Source organism: Anatilimnocola aggregata (assembly GCF_007747655.1).
Classification (GTDB): Bacteria; Planctomycetota; Planctomycetia; order Pirellulales; family Pirellulaceae; genus Anatilimnocola; species Anatilimnocola aggregata.
Genome location: NZ_CP036274.1, coordinates 5,673,438 through 5,694,690, shown reverse-complemented (window position 1 = coordinate 5,694,690; position 21,253 = coordinate 5,673,438). Strand labels below are relative to the sequence as shown.

Below are 21,253 nucleotides of genomic sequence, written 5' to 3'. Positions count from 1 at the left end.
ACTCGAACACGACTCGCCTACTTGCTCGTCACTTCGAACACAAATTCGTTCGGGCCGGCGGGAGTGACGACAGCCGTCAGAGTGCTTTGCGAATTAAAACGCGGTGCGATCAATAGTTCTGCCGTTTCGCTACCCATCCTATCGCCGGGAATAGGCGTGATTCGATAGGCAACAACTTCCACACGCCAATTCCCTTCCGTCGACTTTCCTTGAAATGTGCCGTTCTTTACTGGCAATGTCACCAGTGCTCCCGTTTCAATGACCTTCAAGTAGACGGTCCCCTCACTGAGCGGTTGGCCATCCAAGGTCACTTTTCCACTGACAGAATATTGCGATGGTCCCGGCTTGGCACAGCCTTGCAGGCCGAATGTGGTGACGCACAACAGTAACAGCAATCCAACTGGGCTGATTTGGCGAATCATACGAGCTTTAAGACAGCGAGCGAGGCAGAGTCGATCTGAAAAATAAACGCGCAGCTTGCCTGGAGCGATGCGCTTACGGCACACCATCATCGCGTGTTGCCAACTGCGCTAAGGCTGCCAGCGTGGAATTATTCGCCAAAAAGCGAACCGAACCATCGGCAAATGCGGCCTGTACCCCACCTGGATGAGGCGAATTGATCGGCACATTCCCACCAGTGAAATTGCCGTTGAGTCCAACCCCAGTGCCGGTTACATCATTCGGCCAACCACCCGCGGGCGCGTGGTTAATCGGATAGCGAATGCTGGTCAAATTAGGCTGGCGATTGTCTCCATGGGCGTTGTCAAAGTTTGGCGGTATGCCCGTGGATTTTACTCCCAAGTACCAACCCCAAGTTTGCGATGCCCGCCACTCCTGCCGCTTGCCTGCCGTATCGATCAGAAAGTTTCCATGCTCGCTAATCGCCATCGTGTTGCTAGTGCCATCCGTGATGGCAGAAAGTTTGAGTTGGCCGTTCGGAATCAACACGCCCCCTCCGCTAACGATTCCTGCATTGGGCAAAGCGTTTATCCGAGTTTCTGAAAATCCAGGAATCAGGCCATCCACCGCGCCACTCAGTCCGACGTAGGTAGCGAACGTCGAGCCGGTTTGTCGGTTCGGTGCTTTGACTTGCAGTGGCGACGAAGGGCAGAAAAAAATCTTGATCACGACGCCAGTCGCTACCGTGTTGTTGTTGGTGTTGAACGCACCGGAACTCCCAGTGAACTGCCATTTCTCGTACAGCGACTGCTGCTCGATATAGGGCAGAATATAGACGAACCAGCTACTGCCCCATTTGCCGGCGGGACTTGCTTCCACCCCAAACGGAGCCTGATCTTCGGCACCACCTGGTGGCAATCGCAGCAGAGTATCGTGGTGATTCTGCATACCGAGCGCCAGTTGCTTTAGATGATTCGCGCACTGCGTTCGCCTGGCAGCTTCGCGGGCTGCTTGTACTGCTGGCAGCAAGAGCGCCACGAGCACGCCGATGATGGCGATGACGACCAGAAGCTCAACGAGGGTGAAGCCCCGCTGATGGCGAAGAGATGGCATTAAGCAAGCCTTACGGTCAGACAAGAGAGAGGTAACCGCGACCTCTGTAAGTTAGCCTTGCCTGGGCGTTCGAACAAGTTTAACGGCGGCGATCGCCGTTGCGCGAAGCCGCAATCCGTGCACTGGCTTATTGGCCGGAAGTAACGGCGGGATCGCTCGGTGCCTCGACCGCTGCGGGCCTGGCTGGCGCTGCGCTGGCTTGCCAGGCACGCGTTACCCACCGCGCGGCGATGCCGAGTGTGAGACCGAGAGCGATGATCTTCAGCCGGTCGTTCCACCGCGACCAACGGCTGCCAGGTGACTGCGACATTACTTGGTTCCGTCCATCATTTCGGTTGAGAACATGAGTGCCATCGCGCCGCCGCGGGCATCGACACCCCAAATGGCGGGACGATCGTAATAGTCTCGCAGCGATCGCATCTTGCCGGTCCCGGTGCAGATATCGACAACTTTGCCCTTGGGACCAATGCGATGCTTGGCCGCAAGCCACGCCTGATCGAGCGCCGGCTGGTGCGTTCCCTTGTCGAGCCAGCCCCGATCAATGCCCCGCTTAAGCGCCCAACCGATCATACAAGTGCTGCTGAATTCCCGGTAGCTCCCCGGCTTGTCGATCACCTGGTGCCAGCAGCCGAACGAGTCCTGATGCTTCAACAGTGCGGCAATGTGATTCTGAAATTCCTTCTTCAATTCGCCGTGTGCCGGATGATCTTCCGGAAACTCGCTCAGCGCCCAAGCCAGACCGAGTGCTGGGAAACCATTACCTCGGCCCCAAGCGGCCTCGTCGAGTGGCGAGTGCCGATAGATGCCGTCCTCGCGCACGCACAGCTTTTTCATGCTGCGAAAATGACCGACGGCCGCGTCAAAATACTTTTGCTCGCCCGTCAGCTTGCCGGTCGCGCACAAGATGGGCGTCGCCATGAACACGGCGTCGCTCATCTCGTTGTGAGAGGGCATAAGTTTCAGTGGCTTGCCATCTTTATCAAAGATTTGATCCGCTGCCGCGCGGCAAAGTTCGATCCAGCGCTCACGATCCTTTCCTTCACTTCGCTTGGCTAGTTCCGCGAACAGCAAGTGCCCCGCATGCTCGCTGCCCGATTTCGGAACGGGACTCTTTTCTCCCTCGAGAAACGGCGCGAGCAATTGCTTCAGTGATTCTTGTTCCTTCTGATCGTTGAGTTCCACCGCAATCCGCTGGCGACCAATCACCGCCAGTGCGGGAATGTAAGCAACCTGCTTGAGGTCGTGGCCATAGACAGTTGCCAGGCTGGCGGCAATTTGTTCGGGTGTGCGCCGCTCGCGCCAGATGATTTCGTCCCACGCGGGTGATTTGCTGGGCGTGAAGCTTGCAAGCAATTTGGCAATCGCCTCGACTTCAGGCGCTGCGACGGGCGAGGAAACGTGGAGTAAGAGCGTCGGCACTCGGCCAACATCTTCCACGCCTTTTTCGGCCAACTGGCGAACGAAATCATCTGCAGGAGGCGCTTCGATTTTGTTCGTGAATGGTGTTGCTGCCAGCAACTTTGCCAGTTGATCAGCATCGGCATGTTCCGAAGCCCAGTAGCCAGGCGTTTTTCCCGCGCGGACATCAACGACCAACGTCGCTCCGTACATGCCCACCCAGCGCCACAGATAGCGAGGCTCAGGCTGAGCGGCGTCATCGTAAAAGCCCTTGCCCGGCGGATAGCCTTTGCCAGCCGTGAGGGCCAAATCGGTCGACAAGCCATCGGGAAAGACTTTGGGAATGAACGCGGTGCCGTTGTTGGGATTTGGCTTGGAGGTATTGGCACGCTCGACCAACTGTTGCACGAAGTTTGTCGAAGCGGTGGAGCCATCGTGTCCGCCAATCACCACCATTCGATTTCGCTGGGATTTCGGATTCCCTGCGCCGGAGTTCAGCCAAACGGGAATCTCCGTTCCCGCGCGCGTGACACCAATGGCTGCCTGCTTCCACCGTTTCGGCGTCGCTGGTTGTGCGCAAGCAAGCGAGGCCGCGTTCAAGAGAACCAGCGAGAACAGCAACGAACGAATGAGCAAAGCCGTCATAGCGGACCTTTAGTTCTGCTTCTTCAGCGTCGTGAGATACTCGACTACATCGACCAGGTTTTGCGCGGTGAGAGCTTTTTGCAAGTCGGCGGGCATCAAACTGACAGTCGACTTCTTAAAATCTTCGACTTCATCGCGCGGGAACTGTTTCACAATGGCGTCCGCCGTTTTGATCTGAATGTCGGCATCGGTTTGGCTTACCAGAATGCCGTTTTGGACAGTGCCATCAGCGAGCAACAGCGTGTAGGTCTCGAAGTTGTGGCTGATGCCAGCGCTGGGATCGAGAATGGAAACGTAGAACGCCTCCTTGGAGAGCTTGCTGCCGATTTCGGAAAGATCGGGACCGACATCTTTCCCCTCGCCGCGCACTTTGTGGCACTTGATGCAGGTGCCAATCGTGCCGAAGACTTGTTTGCCCGCGGCGACGTCACCGGTCCGCTTCACCAACTCCGCTACGGTCGGCAGCGGTTTGCTGTCCGCGGTAGCGGGCAAAGTGAGATGTTTACCAGCGGCAGTTTTGATCGCGGCGTCGGTTGACGAAAGCAGGACGTTGGCAGCAGCGAAGTTCAGTTCCTTCGCGAGCGTGCCCGCTTCGACGAGCTTTAAGAGTTGTTCTTGGCCCGCTTTGTTGCGACCGATGGCGGTCACCGCGGCTGAACGAACCGGTACGCTGCGTTCGCTGTTGCCAATAACGGAGAGAAGCAGCTCATTGCCGCGGGGATCACCGGCCAGTCCCATGGCGGCTGCCAATTTCACGGCGCGGGCATCGTCCTTGCCATTCAGTTCTTTTTCAATCGCGTCGTTCGCACCAAAATCGAACAGCGTCTTCACGGCTTCCACGCCGATCGTTTCGTCACCCTTCTCGATCGCCAGGCGAATCAATTCGGGGTTCGCAGCTTTCAGCTTGAAGCGGCGGACAAGTTCCAAAAACTCATCGGTGCCGTGAATGGTTTCGAGATGCCGCATTAAAGAAGCTTTGGCTTCGGGCAACGTTTCCAGATCGACATTCTCGAGCCGCAGCAGCGCCTTCACACGTCGGGAGTCTTTGGCCCGGGTGGCGTCGGTCACTTCTTGCGCAACCAACGGTGCCAGAGATAAACAGAGCAGAGTAGCGACGAGCAGGCGGGCGGGATGGAGCAGGTACATCGGCAAACCAAGTTCAGGTGGGTAAACAACAGGCCCCTGGTCAATCCACCGAATTCACCAGGGGCACTACAACTTTACCTAGCAGCGGCAAACTATTCCAGGATGGCCTTGAGTGCCGCTTCCTTCTCGGGACCGGAGAGGAAGTCGAGCGCTCGCAGGTAGCGAGGTTGTTCTTCTTCCTTGGTCGAGTCGGCGGTGATGATCTTGGCGAGTAGGGCCGGAGTTTGCTTCGCCCGGCTGCGCCACACAATATCACGCCCGGCAGCGGTATCCCACTTGCCGTCGACTTTCTTCAGGTAGGCGTCAAGGTAGGCATCCCATTGCTTGTCGGCACCAATGCCGAGCGCTTCGAGATACCAGCGATCCTTGCCGTCATGCTGGGCGGCAAGTTCGGCCCAAATAGCAGCCGCTTCAGGCGACTTGCTGTGGCGGGTCGAAATCGCCAATTCGCGACGAACTTCCGGAGCCGAGTCCTTCGCCAACGAGGCGAGCGAGCCGACATCCTGGCCCAATTCGCGGGACAGCCGAATGCCGACGATGCGAATATCCGGATTGCCGCTCTGCAAAGCTTCCTTCACGGCCACATTCCCTTGGTTCGGCAACTTGCCGAGTGCCCACAGGGCCCGTGCTTGCAGGCGCGGATTGTCCTTGGCATTGTCTTGGGCGAACTTGATCAGCGCCGGGGCGGCTGCTTCGCCACTCTTTTGTATTGCCTGATACGCGAGATAACGAACGCTCAGTGCCGGGCTGGCGAGCGCTTCAAGCTGACCGATCGGAGTCTTGAAGTCGTACTTGGGAGTCTTGTACTTCGTGCCGGCAGGAGCCAGGCGGAAGATGCGACCGCGGTCGACATCTTGCTGGTTGTGGCCACCGACGCCCGGATCGTACCAGTCGGCCACGAACAGCGAGCCATCAGGAGCGACGCAAACGTCCGAAGGACGGAACCAGTTATCGCGCTTGCCAAAGAGGACATTGACGATTTCGGCGGTGTAACCGGAGGCGTCTTTCGTCGCGACATACGCGCGGCATACGTTCGGGCCGGCGTCGCAGTGAATCACCTGGTTGTGAAACACCTTGGGGAGCAGGTTACCTTCATACACGCAAATACCGGTTGGCGAGCCTTGGCCGGTGAGGATCAAGTTCGGTACCACGCCTGGATCGTTCAAGTGCCAGTGGCGGCGAGGAATCTCGGCTTCGATATTCTCCCGCTTGGCTTGCCAACCCGCGCCGGTGAATTCGTCTTTGTAGCCGTAGTTGCCGTATTCCATCACAAAGTTGATGCGAACACCCTTGTTGCCATCGTCGTCGTTGTCGCTTTGCCAGATGGTGCCGAGTGAGTCGATGGTCACTTCCCAGTTGTTACGGAAGTTCCAGCCCAGCGTTTCCAGATTGCTGCCATCGAGATCGCAGCGGAAGACCATCCCTTCTTGATAGGGCTTGCGAGCATCGGTCACGGGATTGCCCGCGGCATCGACGATCACCTTTCCGTCTTTGTCCTTCAAGCTCTTGCCGGAGTTGCCAAAGTTGAAGTACAGCTTGCCGTCGGGTCCAAAGATGAAGGCATGAATGCCGTGGTCGTGCTGCGTCCCCGAGATGCCGCTGAACATCACATCCTTGCGGTCGCTCTTGAGGTCGTCGTTGTCGACATAGAAGTTCATCACCTTGTCGCCAGCCGATACGATGACGCGATTACCGAGCACGCAGAGGCCGTGAATCGAGTCGATGTCGTTCCCCTGGTAGAACACAGTCTGCTTATCGGCGACACCATCTTCGTTGGTATCTTCGAGCACGAGAATGCGATCCCCTTCCGGGCGGCTGCCCTTCCATTTGCGATAGTTCTTCACTTCAGCCACCCACACGCGGCCGAGATGATCGATATCGATGTTCGTAACGTTCGAGATTTGGGGTTCGCTCGAAAAGAGCTTGGCTTCCAGCCCTTCCGCGACTTCGAGACCGTTGACAGCTTCCGCTGGATCGCGATTCGCAGCCGTAGCACCAGCAGTGCCAGGAGCCGAGGCTTTGATGTTGCCGGGAGCCTGATCGAAAATGGCGAAGTCAACGGTGGAACCGCAACCTTGCTTGATGCCGCCGTCGTCGAGTCCAGCGCGGGTCTTCAGCCGGGTGTAACCTTCGGGAACATCGAAGCCAATGACCGAGATGGCGTGACAGCCAATACCGTACTCGACGGATTGGCCGTTGATCTTCAGCGGACCACCGGAACTGTTCTTATTCATCTGCACGCTTCCGTGACCGCTGGAAGCCACGATGGGCTTGAGGTCGGTCAGCTTCTTTTCGCCAGCAGTGCCGACGAAACGTGGCTCGGCCCAAGCGACCCAATCGCAGCCAAAACCATCGCCACCATCGGCAGCAACGAGATACACCTTCTTAGCACCCTTGAGATCGACATCGATATCAATCGCATGACCGGGTGTTGCTTGTGAGACAATCTTGCTCTCGAACAGCGGCGTCACGTTGCTCTTTGGTGCAGGTGCAGCGCTCGTCTTGGGCAGTGCCGGTTTGGCGGGAGGAAGTTCTTTGCCCGTCGACTTCAAATTGAACTTCTCGATGATCTGCTTGCCGTTGAAATTGGCAGGACGAGTATCATCCTGGTTTTCGTTCAGCTGCTCGAAAGTGACTTCTTCGCCGGTGACGCCATTCTTTGGCACTTCGCCATGGGCGGACCAAACGATCGCGTTCAGCACGATCTTGCGGAAGTTGTCGTCACCCCAATTCCAGTGATTATGGCCACCGGTGAAGCCGAAGCCACGACCGCCACCATCGCGTTCGCCAGCCCAGGCCATGTGTTGGATTTCTTTCTTCTCCAGAACATCGCGGCGGACGTCGGGATTGCCGCTGTGCGGGCCATCGCCCCGCGTCAGGGTTTCTTTGGGAGGAAGAGCGGAGAGAATCGGCGTGACATTCTTCATGTCGGGCCGAAATCGCATGTGGTAGTACCATTCGTCATCCGCAGCAAACGGCTGAACTCCGCGGCAAATCGGATGATCTGGGAACTTGTCGAACTTGCCGACCCAGTGTGGGTTGACCGACCAGTGAGCTTCGAAATAGCCGCCGGTCCAATCGAGGAAGTTATCGCCACCCTCGCTGCCCTTGGGGATTTCGACCGCGTAGTGAATGCAAACAATGCCGGTGCCGCGCTTGGCGACCTTCTCCATCGTCTCCATGATTTTCTTCACGGGATGGCCGCCGCCACCGTCGCTGTACATCACGACGCAGTCGGCACCGTCGTAAGCGGAGAGTTCGGCGGGCCAGGTGCGATAGTGGACTTCCGTCTTGTAGCCCAGGCTCTTTTCGAGCTGAGCCGCGAGCAGCTTGCAGCCGGCGAGGTGGTCGTGCGAGCCGTAGCCGTGGCTCGGTCCACCGGCGAGGAAGATGATCTTCTTGGTTTTGGAATCTTCCTTCTTGGCTTCATCATCGCCGCCGCCACCGTTCTTCTGTTCGAGGGGCTTCTTGTCGGCGCTCTTAAGTTGCTTGATTTGAATGTTGCGGAACTGCACGGTCATCGGCGGGCCAGCGTGCAACTGCAGCGCGAGGAGGCCGGACATTTTACGAGCCGATTCTTGTTCGTCGGTCAGGTCGACGGTGACAATGCCGTTCAACTTGTGAACGATGTGATTGCCGTCGGCGATGATCGTGTAGTCGTTCCAGTCTTCCTTTTTGATCGAGGCGACGATGACTTTCTCTTCCGCAGTCTTGCCCGCGTCTTCCTTCTTGCCATCGGCCTTCACGACCACCTTGCTGCCACGCTTGGCGAGCACGCCGCGACCCTTTTCTTCGTACAGCGTGCCGGCCCAATTGCCAGCAGCATCGAAGTCGGCTTGATATCCCTTGATGACATGCTTGGCGACTTCTTCGCTCCGATATTGCACGCCGCTGTTGCCGCCGACGATCTTGAATTGCAACTTCAGTTCGAAGTCGGCGACGTCGCCCTTGCGATAAACGAGGAAGGTGTTCCCCTTGGTGGGCTTCTCTTTGGTGGTTTGGCCGGTGATGACACCGTCCTGCACGCTCCAGAAGTCGGGATTGCCGTCCCAGCCGTCGAGCGACTTGCCATCGAAGAGAGAAGTAAAGCCGGTGTCATCGGCACCGAGTGCGACTGCTGGCAGCAGGAGGCCGAGCAGCAACACGGAGAGAGGTTTGACCAACCACGACATAAGGAAAACTCCAGGAGAAACATGCCACCGGCTGGGTTGGCCGGCAAACGACAATGCAGAGGTTAGCGGGAAGCAACAATCGCATCGCTTCGCCCGCGCTGAACTAACCCGGTAGGAATCCGTCACAATACCCAGCGAAACGGCGGTCGTCAAATCGGTGGAGAGGCGTGAGGTGGGCTAATTTGAGGGGCAAGTTTGGTCACGGGTGCGACGGAGCTTTCTGACTCGTCGAACAAGAGCCAATGACCTTGTCGAATTCTGCCAAGTAGTGTCCACCGATTGTGGGCTGAACCTGTTCCAGATTCTCCAACATCATCAGTACATAAGACCATCGGAAATGCGACGAGAAACTAATCGCCGGAAGGTTGTGAAACGCGTCGGCGACTGCAAAAACGGCTTCGGAATCATCACAGCAATTTTGAATGCACAGAAAGGCATCCATGGTCATCGCACCGAGCATTTCTCGCTGAAGTGCCGTGGGAAGCTGGCCATCTATGGCCTCAGCATACTCGGCGCGTTTTGTTCGAAATGCTTGGCTCATCCCGCCATTCTAGCCGCGCACGAAAATGCTCCGCCAGTGTGATGGAGCGGCGTTAATGGGTTCATTTAAGCGAGAATTCTGGTCGGCGAGGAGGGCGAGTTGACCATTCACACCAACATGGATTTTTGCCCGAGATTTGTTCAACGTGGGTGAAACTATCCGAAGCTGCTTTGCACCGCGAAGCGGTTGAACAAACTAGCCCAGGGTCGCGGTACTCCGCGCACCCTGGGGCGCGAATTGCGAGAAGAGCCCAACCCTGAAAGGGTTGCACAAATTGTCGCCAATCCGTGTGGAACCCTTTCAGGGTTCAGGCGACGAATCTGTCATACTACCCAGGGTGCGCGGGGTACCGCGACCCTGGGCTATAGTTGTGCCACGCCTTCGGCGTAATAACAGTAGTGGCCCAAATGGATCATCAGGCATACAAGCCGCGATTGCTGCCACCGACAGGGAATCAAGCGTCTAGTGCTGGCTGCGTCATTTCAGTTGTAGTTCTGTGCGGTTTTAGCGAAGGGCTGCGAGAGAGAAATATGGACAATCCGACGCCGTCGATGGCGGCTGAGACACAAGCGCTCCGGGAGGCCTATGCCGCCCTCAACCGGAACGATATTCCCGCATTTATGAAGCTGTTTGACCCGCAGATCGAGCGGATCGAACACTTCGACTTTCCAGGAGGCGGGTCCCATCATGGGCTCGCAGCAGTGACGGCGCACGTAGCGCAGGGGCGCGGCACCTGGGCCGAAGGAAGTTGCGAGCCGCAGCGGTTCATCGTCGCTGGGGAACGGGTCATCGCGTTCATTTACGTGCGAGTGAGACTGAAAACGGAGACGGAGCGGCGCGAAGGGGAGACCGTGGATGTCTATACCTTTCGCAACGGCAAGGTCATTCAGTTTCACACCTTCGTCGACAAGCGGCAGGCTCTCGAATGGGCTGGGGCCAATACTTCCGAAGCAAACTGACCCACAGCCCTTGGCTTGTCACTGCAAACCGCAGCAGGGGGTGTTCAAATAAGGGTGCCTTAATTGGACAGTGAAGTGCGTAACTCTCGGGTTTTCGAACGATTGGTGTTCAATTAACAGGTTCCATGTTGGACACTTACGATGAAAATGGAGTGACGATTTTGTGGCCAAGGCCTCCTAGGGATTGGCCTTCGCCAGCTTGAGATAAGCATCGGCATAGCGCTTGCCGAATTCGCGGAGGCCGGCCGAATCGAAGTGGACTTTGTCCCCCTTATGCTTGAGACCGTCGGAGGGGACGAAGGCGGCCTGCTTGACTTGCTTGGCCAGGTCGCGGTGAGCCTGGTCGACAATCTTGCGATTGTCGTCCCAGGGGACATCGTCGTACTGGCCGAGTTGGCCAACCAAGAACGGGACGTCAGCCTGTAGCTCTTGGCGAAACGCGCCCACCAGCTTTTGCAGTTTGTCTCCATAGGCAGGGGCTGACTTGGCAGAAGAGTCCGATTCGCCCTGATGCCAGAGCATTCCTTTCAGCACTCCTTTTTCTTGAGCCAGTTTTGCGCGGCGGATGGCGTCGTCCCACGGATGGCTGTTGGTCGCCTTGTAGAACACGCCCGGCTTCCAAGAGTCGATGGGGGAACCGCCCACGGCGCAGGGGATGAGCCCGACGGTGATCTCGGGATTGGCGTCGGCGATTACCTTGCCGAAGGTCTTACCCAGGCCCACGCCCGCGGATGATTTGTCGAAGTGAAGCGGATCGGCTGCGGGCACCCAGGCACCCTCTTTGTTGAGCATCAGCACCCGCTCGTGGGGTTTCTGGTCTTCCGCTTCGACTTTGCCACGACCAGCCATGTTCGACTGCCCGACGAGCAGGAAGAGATGAAATTTGTCCTTGGCGGGCAGCTTGACTTCATCGGCAGCCCAGGAAATTGGAGCTAGCGAGAGTGCCAGGCCAAATAGGGACAGACTGAGGAACTTGCAGCGTGTAATCATCGTTGTCCTTTGAGATCTCATGCAGATAGTTGAATGCGTTCATGAATCGAAACATGGGTGAAGCACGAATCGCGACAAATTGCCCCGCAAATTTGCTGGAACAAAGTTAATTGTTTGCCCCGCGCATAATTCGCAAGCTCGTGCATCTAGTTTACGTGGGGTTCGACTCCATGGGCAAATGATTCATACTTTTCGGAGATGTGTAATGAAGAAGTTTTTCGCATTGCTGTTTGTTCTCGGTCTCTGCACGCCAGCGTTGATGGCTCAAGACAAGAAGGCCGATCCAGCCGAACAGTTCAAGAAGATGGACAAGAACAGCGACGGCAAGATCAGCAAGGAAGAATTCATCGGCAAGCGGACTGGCGACAAGGCCACCAAGGCCGAAGAAGGCTTCAAGAAAAAGGACAAAGACGGTGACGGGTCGCTGAGCATGGAAGAATTCGCCCCGAAAAAGAAGGCGAAGTAGACGTTGCTACTACTGCCATGTTGAAATTTGTCGGGGCCGGCATGCGTGCTGTGCCCCGGCTGACGATTGCTTAATCAGCGTTCGGTGATTTCATTTCCCCTTTCCGCCACGCTGCGGAAAGTGGATAGGCTTCGCGTCTGAGGCGATTGATGCCGCCGAGCGGTTGATGTGCGCGAATTGCATGCCAGACGTTGAACGAAAGCTGGTCGCAAGTCACTCGCTGTTCAGCGGTCGCGATTTCTTGCCGCGGCAAAAGCAGCAAGGCCACCGTGCGATAGGGGGATTCGCTTTCTGGCCATTCAATCGTCGCATCTTCGATGGGCATGCGCTCGGCTGAAGTGCACAATTGCACTTGAAACTCGAACAGGATGTGCTGCGATCGGAGCGTTTCTTTGAGCATGACCCGGAACGCATCGGCTTGCTGACCCAGTTGATTCATGAGGGCGAGAATCGTACCGGCAACCTCGCCGGCCGACCGCGCGCGATACTTGGCGATGTAATCGCCATAGCGAATCGGGGCCATGCTGAAGTAAGTCAGGCTGGCCGGATGCGCCGGCAACTTACCAACGATTTGTGCAGCAGTGAGCGCTTCGCGCCAATGCCAGTTCAGCGGATTCCAGTCCCCGCCGGTGAGCGCGCCCTTGAGCGTTTCGAGCTTGTTGTCGGCAGTGTCAGCGAGGGTTTGCTCGATTCGCAAGAAGTCCTTCACATTCCGGGCGATGAAGACTGGATGATTCACCATGACGAAGTCTTGGGTGGCGGTGCCGCCGGTCGCGAGATTGTTACCTTCCGGCAGCAAGGACTCACCATTTACACCGAGCACTTTCAGCGCTAGCCCGCGACCATCGGGCACGTAGTCGGGCTGCGGTTGACTGGCGGCATTCGAAAATCGCACTACGGCTTCGAATGTCTGCTCGCGCGAGAAAATCCCTTGAGCCAATTCAGCCGGGAGATTGGGAAGAACTTGTAAAGTCCCAAGCGCGCAGCCGTGTGATTTTACATGAACATCGCGGCGCAACTGACCGCTCTGCTGATAGCCGTGCTCGAGCACTTTACGCATCGCCGCGAGCACTTGCTGAATATCGGCCGCTTCGTCGGCCGGGACCGATTCCACCGCTTCGGTCCACACCAGCGGCCTGTGCTCGATTTCGTGGCTCATGGAACCGCCTGAGAGGAAGTGTTGATTGAAAGGGGTGTCGTCTCTCTTCAGTGTATACCAATCGCAGTGTGCAGCAGGCCAGATATCCCGTGCTGACGCTCGTCTCGACGTTTCCCAAAATAATCTTGTCTGATGTCGATTCGGCTAGTTGCCGACCGACTACTGGTCAAACTGAGGCAACTGCCAGCACAATTGCGGCAGCAGTTTAGCCATTCATTGACAACCCTTAATGAGGAAATCGAACCGTGCCCAAAGCAGCTACCCAACGAATCGCCGCAGGAATGCACACCGTTACACCGCACCTTGTCGTGGACGGGGCTGCTGAGGCGATTGAATTCTATAAGCAGGCCTTCGGCGCGGTCGAAGAGATGCGACTGCCGGGGCCTGGCGGCCGCTTGATGCATGGCTGTGTTCGCATTGGCGACTCAAAGGTGTTTCTGGTCGATGAAAATCCGGAATGGAAGTGTCTCGGGCCGAAATTGCTGAAGGGGACACCGGTCACCATTCACTTGTCGGTCGAAGATGCCGACAAAACCTACGCCCAAGCGGTCGCTGCTGGCGCTACGCCAGTGATGCCCGTTGGCGATGCATTCTGGGGCGATCGCTACGGCATCGTCGCCGACCCCTTTGGCCACAATTGGTCGATCGCGCATCACCAGTTCGACGTCACGCCCGAAGAATTGATGGAAGCCATGAAAGGTGCCTGCGGCCCGCAACCATAGGTTGCCCTCTGCTTGGAGCGCGCTGGCAGAATTGCCGGGTCAGTAGAGTATCCTGTTCCGGCGAAACGAAGGCTCACGACGAAGCATAAGAGTGTTATTCTTCGCCGGTATCGAGGACGGCGAGGAAGGCTTTTTGCGGGATCTCGACCTGGCCGATGGCCTTCATCCGCTTCTTGCCTTCTTTTTGCTTGGCCCAGAGCTTTTTCTTGCGGCTGATATCGCCGCCGTAGCACTTGGCCGTAACGTTCTTCCGCATGGCAGGCTTCGATTCGCGGGCGATGATCCGGCCGCCGATGGCCGCCTGAATAGCGACCTCGAACATGTGGCGATCTATTTCGTCCTTCAGCCGTTTGCAGACGCCGCGGCCACGGCGCTCGGCGTCGTAACGATGGCAAATGACCGAAAGCGCATCAACGCGCACGGCATTGACGAGAATGTCGAGCTTCACGAGGTCGGCCGGTTGATAGCCGATGACTTCGTAGTCCATTGTGCCGTAGCCGCGCGTGGCGCTCTTCAGCTTGTCGTGCAGATCGTAGATCACTTCGGCCAGCGGAATGTCATAGACAATCATGGTCCGCTGGGGTGAGAGATACTCTTGCCTGACCAGAACGCCCCGGCGATCCTGGCAGAGCTTCATGACGTTGCCGATGAACTCGGCCGGTTGAATCAGGTTGACGCGGACGATCGGCTGACGGAACTCTTCGATCTGGCCGGAGTCGGGCACATCCTGCGGCTTGTGAATTTGGAAGGTCTCGCCGTTCTTATTGAGAATTTCGTAGGTCACGTTGGGAGCGGTCTGGATCAAGTCGATATTCGACTCTTGCTCCAGCCGCTGCTGCACGATTTCCATATGCAACAGTCCGAGGAAGCCGCAGCGAAAACCGAAGCCCAGCGCGTCGCTCGTTTCGGGCTCGAACTCGAAGCTGGGGTCATTCATCGCCAATTTTTCGAGTGCGTCGCGAAGCTCGGTAAACTCCTGACCATCGGAGGGATAGAGCCCGCAATAGACCATGCGTTTGGGCGGCTTATAACCTTCGAGCGCCGGCGCGCCATTGTCGCCAGCGATCGTGACCGTATCGCCAATGTGGACGAGCTTGAGCGACTTGATATTGCAGATGATGTAACCGACTTCGCCAGCCAGCAGCACGTTGCACGCGGTTCGCTGGGGAGTGAACTGCCCCAGTTCGAGGATTTCGTGCGTGCTATTGGTGCGGAGGAATCGAATCTTCATGCCGCGCGAGAGTCGGCCATTGATTACGCGGATGTAAGTGATGGCGCCGCGATAGTCGTCGTAGTGCGAGTCGAAGACCATCGCCTGCAGGATTGCTTCGGGATCGCCCTTCGGTTCCGGAATGCGCTGAATGAGGGCGGCGCAGAGACCTTCGATGCCGACGCCCGTCTTGGCACTGACCTTGAGCACTTCCGAAGAATCGATTGCCAGCGTCTGCTCCATTTCGAGCAGTACTTCCTCGATGCGGGCGTTAACGAGGTCGATCTTGTTGATGATCGGCACGATGGTCAGGTTCGAGTTCATCGCCGCGAACGCATTCGCCAGCGTTTGCGCCTCAACCCCTTGGGCCGCATCCACGACGAGGATGGCCCCTTCGCAGCAGGCAAGCGAGCGGGAAACTTCGTAGTGAAAGTCGACGTGGCCGGGAGTATCGATGAGGTTCATCTCATACTCGTTCCCCTCGTACATGTACATCATTCGCACGGCCCGCGCCTTGATCGTAATGCCGCGGTCGCGCTCGAGTTGCATATCGTCGAGCAATTGCTCCTTCATCTCGCGGCGCGTGACGGTACCGGTAAACTCCAACAGCCGGTCGGCGAGGGTGCTCTTGCCGTGATCGATGTGGGCGATGATGCAAAAGTTGCGGATGAACTTGTTGGCAATTTCGGGCATAAATGGCGAGACCGATCGGAGTATCAAGACAGCGTGCGGCGCGGCAGCTAGCGAAGCAGAATCACTTCTTCTTTTGGTGCCACGCCAGGCGTGCAATCCCGGCGGCGCCGATATAACCGGCTTCCCCCTCCAGAAGTGCAAAATCGATGGTAGTGCGCTGGGCGGGAATGGGGAAGGCGTGATCGCGAACGATGCTCCGGACGCGTTCTAAAAAGCGACGTCCCAACGGATGGTCGGAGCCGCCGAAATTCATCGCTCCCCCGAGCAAAACCACGGCCGGATCGATGGTATGGATCAAGCTGACGACTCCAAACCCAAGATACATCGCAAGTTCGTCGATTAGGTCGAGCGAGAATTTATCGCCCCGTTCGGCTTCTTCAGCGATCATTTTGGGGGTCAGGGGGTCAGCCTCGGAAATGCGGTCTAGCAGGGTGGTTTTCGGCCCTTTTTCGAGTAGAGCCCCCGTGTGAGCGAGCAGGCCCGTGGCACTGCAATAAGCTTCCAGATGGCCGCGCTTGCCACAGCCGCACATGCGGGCGGTGGGGTTGCAGTCGATAATGATGTGGCCGCATTCGCTGCCGCAGCTGTTTTCGCCATCGATCGACAGGTCGCCAATGATGATTCCGCCCCCCACACCGGTTCCCAGCGTGAGCATGATGATGCTGTGATACTGCTGGCCGCCGCCGACCCAGAACTCGCCATAGGCGGCTGCGTTGGCATCGTTCGCATAAGAAGTGGGCAGGCCCCAGATCTGGCCGACGCGATCTCGAATGGGGAAATGATACCAATGCGGCAAATTGTGGGGTTCGACCAGCATCCCGCTGGGAATATCCATGGTTCCAGGAGTCGCCAGCCCAATGGCCGAAAGATCGCTGCGGCCAAGGTCCATGGCCCGCATCATGGCATCGGTCGCCGTGCGACAGCGCTGCAGGGCCGCTTCGGGCCCTTCTTCTTCGTGCGTCGGGACTTTGGTCAACGTGAGGGTGCGCCCCAAGTCATCGACCACGCCTAGCTTGATGTTCGTCCCCCCGACATCGATCCCCAAGAATAGCGGACGCTTGGCTTCCGCGGGAGAAACTGTTTTGACATGTGCCGTCGACATTGCCACCCATCCATGCTGCTGAAACTGCGTTAGCGAAAGTATAGAAACCCTCGCCCTAGACTGCTACCCACGCACGAGGAGCAAGCGGGATGCCAAAGGTCGATAACAATCGCCAAGAAATGACGCAGCCCGCCGTGGAGCGGTGAAACCATCGCACGGCAGGCAGCAATCTTTGTAACGTGGACTTTGGCCCACGTGATTTTTAGAAGTCCCGCTACTTAGACGTGGGCTAAAGCCCACGCTGCAAGGATGCCGTTAGTACGTCTCGCGGTAGCATTCGCGAGTGGGAACACAATCGGCGCGGGTCACATGCTGGCTATCGGGCCCGAGCACGTGCTGCGTCATGTTGCACCAGCAATAGCCAGCGCCGGACTCATCCGGAAACCGTTCAGCGTCACCCACGGTTCCGCGCACATACATGGCTTTGTTACGCAAGTACACACAGGGCGGAGTCGCGACTTTCGGTGCTTCGTCGTAAGATTTTTCGAAGGGCATGATCGATCCCCAAAGGATGGTTGTTGGCTCGAATCGGAGGTTGGCGGGTCGCGGCCAAGGTGTGGCCGCGACTCCAGGCATTGATCCAGCGGCTACTTAGAGCCCACCCGTTTCCAGGCCAGCAGCGCGCAGGATTGCCCGTTTCACGGCGATCTTTGTCAGTTGGACCTTGTATTCGTTGTTGGAAAGTGGCGAGGCAGCGACCACGGCAGCAGCTCCAGCAGCGGCAGCGGTCTCTTCCGTCACCGGCTTGCCCACGAGTTCAGCAGCCGCATCGAGCGACAACCACGGCGTGGGAGCCACGTGGCCGAGGACGATGCGAGCATCTTGTACGATGCCCCCTTCGATCTGCAACGAAACAGCGGCCGAAGCCAGCGGATAATCAGGGCCCGCACCATGCCGCACTTCGTACGTGGCGTTGAAGCCGGTCGAAGCGGGAATCAGCAGATGAGTGACCAACTGATTCGGCAACAGCGTGTGCTCACGTTCTGCTTCATGTCGCGGAGCGCGATAGAGTTGCTCGGCCGACATCAGCTTTTCGTCAGCCTCGCCCGGTCCGATCACTCGCACCTGAGCGTTCAGCGCGACGAGCGCGGGAGCCAGTCGCGAGTTGCTCACGAACTTGGCAGCGCCGTGGTTGCCGAAAATCGCGTGGAAGCGATTGTCACCCTCGGCTGCCAACTTTCCACCACCGGCGAGCAAACCTCGCCCTTGGCGGAAGAACCAGCATTGCGGCCGCTGCAGCACTTCCCCGCCTAGCGTTCCCTGACATTGCAGTTGCATGCTGGCGATCCCTTCGATCGCCTGCTTTAGCGCGGGGTAAGGAGTGAGGTAGGGATGATCGAGCAGCACATCGAGCGTGACTACTGCACCGACCGCGAGCACGCCGTTATCGAGCTGCTCGATCGTCTTCAGTGACGGGACTTCCAGGATGTTGACGACGCGCTCGGGGCGAACGATCTGAGCCTGCATCAGGCCGATCAGGTCGGTGCCGCCCGCGAGGATTTCCGTATGCCCGGCCTGAGAACTGAGAAGCGAAAGCACCTCAGCTTCAGTCCGCGGCGACGCATATTCAAAGTTTTTCATGACTTAACGATTCCATGATGGTTTTGTGTGGTGAGTAAGTTGAACCGGCTTACGCTTTGGCCTTCAGAGCTTCCAGCACGCGTTGCGGCGTGATGGGAAGGACCGGAACGCGAATGCCCAAAGCATTGCAGACCGCATTGCTGATCGCCGCTCCGGGCGAGATGACCGGCGGTTCGCCGATGCCAATCACGCCGCGCGAACGCTGATCGTCTGGTTCATAAAATTCACACACCACTTCGCCAATGTCACCGATGCGCGGCAGCTTGTACTGCGCGAGTTCGGCATTCACGAAGGCACCGGTCTTGGGATCGGTAATCCGCTGTTCGAACAACGCATACGCGATACCCATCACTGCCGAGCCGTAAATTTGGCTCTCTGCTTGCTGGCGGCAGACAACGAGGCCGATGTCTTGCACGGCGACGAATTTCTTCAGCTTGACGATACCCGTATCGGTATCGACAGCCACATGGGCCATTTGCACGCCGCCGACCTGCTGACTCGACAGCGGGCTGGGGGTATCGATCTTGTACGAGCCAGTCACTTCCAGCGGACGCATCCCAATCAGTGTGCAGGCTTCTTTCCACGACAGACCTTTGTCAGGCTTGCCGGCAACCTGCACACGCCCCTTCACCGCTTCCAGCGTGGCGGGATCGACACCCAGCTTCTTGCCGACGAGTTCGGCAATCTGGCGGAAGGCATCTTGACCGGCGCGGCGATGCGATTCGCAAACGCCCCCTACGGTCGTGCTGCCACCCGAAGGACCGCTGACGGGCATCTTGGACGAACCGATGTTCACCTTGATGCTTTCGTAAGGGAGACCAAACGTTTCGGCCAACACCACAGCCAGCACGGTTCGCGTGCCGACGCCGAGGTCCTGCGTGCCGCAGGTTGTCTCGACGCCGCCGTCTGGGTAAATCTTTAGGAGGCAATTCGAGCTGTTCGCCTTGCCACCCCAAGTGTGGATGGCCATTCCAAGCCCTTCCACCACCGAGCCTTGCTTCTTGCCCTTGCCGTGCGGATGCCACTTGGCACTCCAGTCCATCAGCTTGGCAGCGATTTCCATTTCGGCTTTGTAAACCGAAGGCTTGGCTCCGCCGATGCCAGGAGCATCGTCGGTCCCGAGGTTCTTCAGGAAGATGTCGTAACTATTGGCCCCCATCTTGCGAGCCAGGTCGTCGATAGCGGTCTGAGTCATCGCGCAGGATTGCGGATGATTCGGAGCACGCCAGGCGCGCGACTGAGCCGTGTTCGTCTTCAAATTCGTCTGCAGCCGGCGATAATTCTTCGGCGCGAAGACATACGGAACGACCGTATGGCTAACACCACCGGGGATTGCCCCTGCGCTGCCCCAATGTTCCGAATCCCAAACCTGAATCACACCGTCCTTGTCGGCCCCGAGCTTCACCTTGAGATAGCCGCTGGGACGATTGCCACCCAACTGCTGTTCCTGAAGTCGCGTGAGCATGAACTTAACGGGACGACCGGTTGCCTTGCTGATGCGGGCGGCGGCAATGCCCCACAGATCGGGAGCGAACTTACTGCCGAAGCCACCACCGATGTAGTCGCAGTGAACTTCAACATCGTCGGAGGTGATGTTCAGGTCTTTGGCAAAACCCTCATCGGTGCCCGAAACGTTCTGGGTCGACAGGTGAACCATCAACTTGTTGCCTTGCCACTCGACCGTCGAACCGTGTGGTTCCAAGCAGCAGTGGGTAATGGCATCAATGCCGTAGCTACCTTCGACGACGTAGGCCGACTCTTTCAGCAAGCGGGCAATTTCCTTGTCGACGAATTCGTCTTCATCGTCGTCGTCGCCCGGTTCCTTCACCGTCACTGCCTTGCCGCCACCTTTCACGGTACGACCGAGCTTCTTCGCAGTTTCGAGGTCGTCTTCGCTGGTGAACGACTCGAGCATTTCGTACTCGATCTTGATGGCATTCACGCCTTCGGCGGCTGCGACTTCGCTTTCGGCAGCGACGACGGCGAGCATTTCACCCTGCCACTCGATCTCTTCGCCTTCCTTGCGGAGCGCCTCGACGTGAACGACGCCTTTCACTTTCTTCGCCCCGTCCAGATTGATCGACTTGATCTTGCAGTGCGCGTGGGGGCAGCCGAGAGCGCGGGCGATGAGTTGATTTTTCAGATTGATGTCGTAGGTGTACTTGGCAGCGCCGGTCGACTTGGGCATGCCATCGAGCCGCACGTGTCGCTTGCCCAGTTGTTGGGCCTTGTCGCGTGACGGCCAGTAATAAATTTCGTCAGCCATAACTATGCGTCTCCCTTCACGAGTTTCACGGCGGCCTGAACCACATTCACATAGGTGCCACAGCGGCAAATGTTGCCGTTGAGACCGCTGCGAATCTGTTCTTCCGTGGCCTTGGGATTCTTATCGAGAAACGCCTTCACGGCGACAACGAAGCCGGGTGTGCAAAAGCCGCATTGCTGGGCGTCGCAGGCTGTGAATGCAGCGGGAACCCTGTCTTTGGCCAGGCTTTCGACCGTGGCAATTTCTTTCCCCACTGCTTGCATCGCCAGCATGATGTTGGCCTGCATTGGCTTGCCATCGACAAGGATGGTCGCGCCGCCGCTGCTGCCATCGGTGCAAATCGGTTTGGCACCGGTCAGGTCGAGTTGAAAGCGCAAAACATCGAGCAGCGTCGTGCGAGGCTCGACTTTCACTTTATGCTTTGTGCCGTTCACCGAAAGCTCTATCGTGGTTTCGCCGGAGACAACCGCGGCACCTGTCGCCTGTTGGGCGAAGGCTGTCGCTGAGGTTTGCAGCGTGGCGGCTGCGGCCACCGCGCCGCTGCCATGCAAGAAGTCGCGCCGACTGAACCCTCCGGACCGTTCCGGAGTCTTCGTGCTTGGGGACATGCATTGATTCCTTGTAAGGCGCGCGTGCTCGCGCCGGTAGCGCTGCTGGCTCGGCCTGGACGAAGAATATCGACCGCAGGATT

At 57.7% G+C, this 21,253-nt stretch carries 18 protein-coding genes; 3 read left to right on the top strand and 15 right to left on the bottom strand.

Features of this window, described 5'->3' with window-relative positions; translation table 11 throughout:
* Nucleotides 1-17: 17 nt before the first annotated feature.
* From ETAA8_RS21310 to ETAA8_RS35380, 7 genes are all read right to left on the bottom strand, one after another.
* Nucleotides 18-422, bottom strand: a complete 405-nt coding sequence (locus ETAA8_RS21310) for a hypothetical protein (protein ID WP_145093024.1) — start codon at nucleotides 420-422, stop codon at nucleotides 18-20.
* A gap of 73 nt (nucleotides 423-495) precedes the next feature.
* Nucleotides 496-1,512, bottom strand: a complete 1,017-nt coding sequence (locus ETAA8_RS21305; protein WP_145093022.1) for a DUF1559 domain-containing protein — start codon at nucleotides 1,510-1,512, stop codon at nucleotides 496-498.
* 127 nt (nucleotides 1,513-1,639) lie between these two features.
* Entirely contained in the window at nucleotides 1,640-1,822 is a 183-nt protein-coding gene (locus ETAA8_RS21300) for a hypothetical protein (RefSeq protein WP_145093019.1), read from the bottom strand.
* Entirely contained in the window at nucleotides 1,822-3,555 is a 1,734-nt protein-coding gene (locus tag ETAA8_RS21295) for a glycoside hydrolase family 88 protein (protein WP_145093015.1), read from the bottom strand. The genes ETAA8_RS21300 and ETAA8_RS21295 overlap by 1 nt, the downstream gene beginning before the upstream one ends.
* A 9-nt stretch (nucleotides 3,556-3,564) precedes the next feature.
* Nucleotides 3,565-4,701, bottom strand: coding sequence for a c-type cytochrome (locus ETAA8_RS21290; protein WP_145093013.1), 1,137 nt, complete (start codon nucleotides 4,699-4,701; stop codon nucleotides 3,565-3,567).
* A gap of 92 nt (nucleotides 4,702-4,793) precedes the next feature.
* Entirely contained in the window at nucleotides 4,794-8,873 is a 4,080-nt protein-coding gene (locus ETAA8_RS21285; RefSeq protein WP_145093010.1) for a PVC-type heme-binding CxxCH protein, read from the bottom strand.
* 199 nt (nucleotides 8,874-9,072) lie between these two features.
* Nucleotides 9,073-9,414, bottom strand: coding sequence for a hypothetical protein (locus ETAA8_RS35380; protein ID WP_238397470.1), 342 nt, complete (start codon nucleotides 9,412-9,414; stop codon nucleotides 9,073-9,075).
* Nucleotides 9,415-9,944: 530 nt separating this feature from the next.
* On the opposite strand from ETAA8_RS35380, the gene ETAA8_RS21280 reads away from it, so the two are divergent.
* Nucleotides 9,945-10,373, top strand: coding sequence for a nuclear transport factor 2 family protein (locus tag ETAA8_RS21280; RefSeq protein ID WP_202921158.1), 429 nt, complete (start codon nucleotides 9,945-9,947; stop codon nucleotides 10,371-10,373).
* A 177-nt stretch (nucleotides 10,374-10,550) separates the two neighbouring features.
* On the opposite strand, the gene ETAA8_RS21275 is transcribed toward ETAA8_RS21280, so the two are convergent.
* Nucleotides 10,551-11,363, bottom strand: a complete 813-nt coding sequence (locus tag ETAA8_RS21275; RefSeq protein WP_145093005.1) for a sialate O-acetylesterase — start codon at nucleotides 11,361-11,363, stop codon at nucleotides 10,551-10,553.
* Between the two features lie 205 nt (nucleotides 11,364-11,568).
* Between ETAA8_RS21275 and ETAA8_RS21270 the strand changes: the two genes are divergently transcribed.
* On the top strand, nucleotides 11,569-11,829 hold the full coding sequence (locus tag ETAA8_RS21270) for an EF-hand domain-containing protein (RefSeq protein ID WP_145093002.1): 261 nt from the start codon (nucleotides 11,569-11,571) through the stop codon (nucleotides 11,827-11,829).
* 70 nt (nucleotides 11,830-11,899) lie between these two features.
* Here ETAA8_RS21270 and ETAA8_RS21265 read toward each other — a convergent pair whose 3' ends face one another.
* Entirely contained in the window at nucleotides 11,900-12,988 is a 1,089-nt protein-coding gene (locus tag ETAA8_RS21265; RefSeq protein ID WP_145092999.1) for a catalase family protein, read from the bottom strand.
* A gap of 245 nt (nucleotides 12,989-13,233) precedes the next feature.
* Here ETAA8_RS21265 and ETAA8_RS21260 point away from each other — a divergent pair, with 245 nt between their 5' ends.
* Nucleotides 13,234-13,710 carry a VOC family protein gene (locus ETAA8_RS21260; protein ID WP_238397459.1) on the top strand — a complete coding sequence of 159 codons (477 nt, stop codon included), beginning with the start codon at nucleotides 13,234-13,236 and terminating at the stop codon, nucleotides 13,708-13,710.
* 94 nt (nucleotides 13,711-13,804) lie between these two features.
* Here ETAA8_RS21260 and lepA read toward each other — a convergent pair whose 3' ends face one another.
* The 6 genes from lepA to ETAA8_RS21230 all read right to left on the bottom strand — a co-directional run bounded on the left by lepA (nucleotide 13,805) and on the right by ETAA8_RS21230 (nucleotide 21,170).
* The gene (gene lepA / locus ETAA8_RS21255) at nucleotides 13,805-15,613 is read right to left on the bottom strand and encodes a translation elongation factor 4 (protein WP_145092996.1); all 1,809 of its coding nucleotides are present in this window, start codon (nucleotides 15,611-15,613) and stop codon (nucleotides 13,805-13,807) included.
* 61 nt (nucleotides 15,614-15,674) lie between these two features.
* A complete protein-coding gene (locus ETAA8_RS21250) occupies nucleotides 15,675-16,715 on the bottom strand; it encodes an ROK family protein (RefSeq protein ID WP_145092993.1) in 1,041 nt (346 codons plus the stop codon).
* 255 nt (nucleotides 16,716-16,970) lie between these two features.
* Nucleotides 16,971-17,210 (bottom strand): hypothetical protein, encoded by a 240-nt coding sequence (locus tag ETAA8_RS21245; RefSeq protein ID WP_145092990.1) that lies wholly within the window; start codon nucleotides 17,208-17,210, stop codon nucleotides 16,971-16,973.
* Between the two features lie 96 nt (nucleotides 17,211-17,306).
* Nucleotides 17,307-18,296: an FAD binding domain-containing protein gene (locus tag ETAA8_RS21240; RefSeq protein ID WP_145092987.1), complete on the bottom strand. Its 990-nt coding sequence runs from the start codon at nucleotides 18,294-18,296 to the stop codon at nucleotides 17,307-17,309.
* Between the two features lie 49 nt (nucleotides 18,297-18,345).
* Nucleotides 18,346-20,562 (bottom strand): xanthine dehydrogenase family protein molybdopterin-binding subunit, encoded by a 2,217-nt coding sequence (locus ETAA8_RS21235; RefSeq protein ID WP_145092984.1) that lies wholly within the window; start codon nucleotides 20,560-20,562, stop codon nucleotides 18,346-18,348.
* 2 nt (nucleotides 20,563-20,564) lie between these two features.
* The gene (locus tag ETAA8_RS21230; RefSeq protein ID WP_145092981.1) at nucleotides 20,565-21,170 is read right to left on the bottom strand and encodes a (2Fe-2S)-binding protein; all 606 of its coding nucleotides are present in this window, start codon (nucleotides 21,168-21,170) and stop codon (nucleotides 20,565-20,567) included.
* Nucleotides 21,171-21,253 lie beyond the last annotated feature (83 nt).

Bases quoted from the DNA above. Each gene is read 5' to 3' on its own strand.
- ETAA8_RS21245 (WP_145092990.1), bottom strand. From the start codon at position 17,210: ATGCCCTTCGAAAAATCTTACGACGAAGCACCGAAAGTCGCGACTCCG.
- ETAA8_RS21240 (WP_145092987.1), bottom strand. From the start codon at position 18,296: ATGAAAAACTTTGAATATGCGTCGCCGCGGACTGAAGCTGAGGTGCTT.
- ETAA8_RS21300 (WP_145093019.1), bottom strand. From the start codon at position 1,822: ATGTCGCAGTCACCTGGCAGCCGTTGGTCGCGGTGGAACGACCGGCTG.
- ETAA8_RS21230 (WP_145092981.1), bottom strand. From the start codon at position 21,170: ATGTCCCCAAGCACGAAGACTCCGGAACGGTCCGGAGGGTTCAGTCGG.
- ETAA8_RS21275 (WP_145093005.1), bottom strand. From the start codon at position 11,363: ATGATTACACGCTGCAAGTTCCTCAGTCTGTCCCTATTTGGCCTGGCA.
- ETAA8_RS21290 (WP_145093013.1), bottom strand. From the start codon at position 4,701: ATGTACCTGCTCCATCCCGCCCGCCTGCTCGTCGCTACTCTGCTCTGT.
- ETAA8_RS21305 (WP_145093022.1), bottom strand. From the start codon at position 1,512: ATGCCATCTCTTCGCCATCAGCGGGGCTTCACCCTCGTTGAGCTTCTG.
- lepA (WP_145092996.1), bottom strand. From the start codon at position 15,613: ATGCCCGAAATTGCCAACAAGTTCATCCGCAACTTTTGCATCATCGCC.
- ETAA8_RS21310 (WP_145093024.1), bottom strand. From the start codon at position 422: ATGATTCGCCAAATCAGCCCAGTTGGATTGCTGTTACTGTTGTGCGTC.
- ETAA8_RS21270 (WP_145093002.1), top strand. From the start codon at position 11,569: ATGAAGAAGTTTTTCGCATTGCTGTTTGTTCTCGGTCTCTGCACGCCA.
- ETAA8_RS21280 (WP_202921158.1), top strand. From the start codon at position 9,945: ATGGACAATCCGACGCCGTCGATGGCGGCTGAGACACAAGCGCTCCGG.
- ETAA8_RS35380 (WP_238397470.1), bottom strand. From the start codon at position 9,414: ATGAGCCAAGCATTTCGAACAAAACGCGCCGAGTATGCTGAGGCCATA.
- ETAA8_RS21250 (WP_145092993.1), bottom strand. From the start codon at position 16,715: ATGTCGACGGCACATGTCAAAACAGTTTCTCCCGCGGAAGCCAAGCGT.
- ETAA8_RS21295 (WP_145093015.1), bottom strand. From the start codon at position 3,555: ATGACGGCTTTGCTCATTCGTTCGTTGCTGTTCTCGCTGGTTCTCTTG.
- ETAA8_RS21235 (WP_145092984.1), bottom strand. From the start codon at position 20,562: ATGGCTGACGAAATTTATTACTGGCCGTCACGCGACAAGGCCCAACAA.
- ETAA8_RS21265 (WP_145092999.1), bottom strand. From the start codon at position 12,988: ATGAGCCACGAAATCGAGCACAGGCCGCTGGTGTGGACCGAAGCGGTG.
- ETAA8_RS21285 (WP_145093010.1), bottom strand. From the start codon at position 8,873: ATGTCGTGGTTGGTCAAACCTCTCTCCGTGTTGCTGCTCGGCCTCCTG.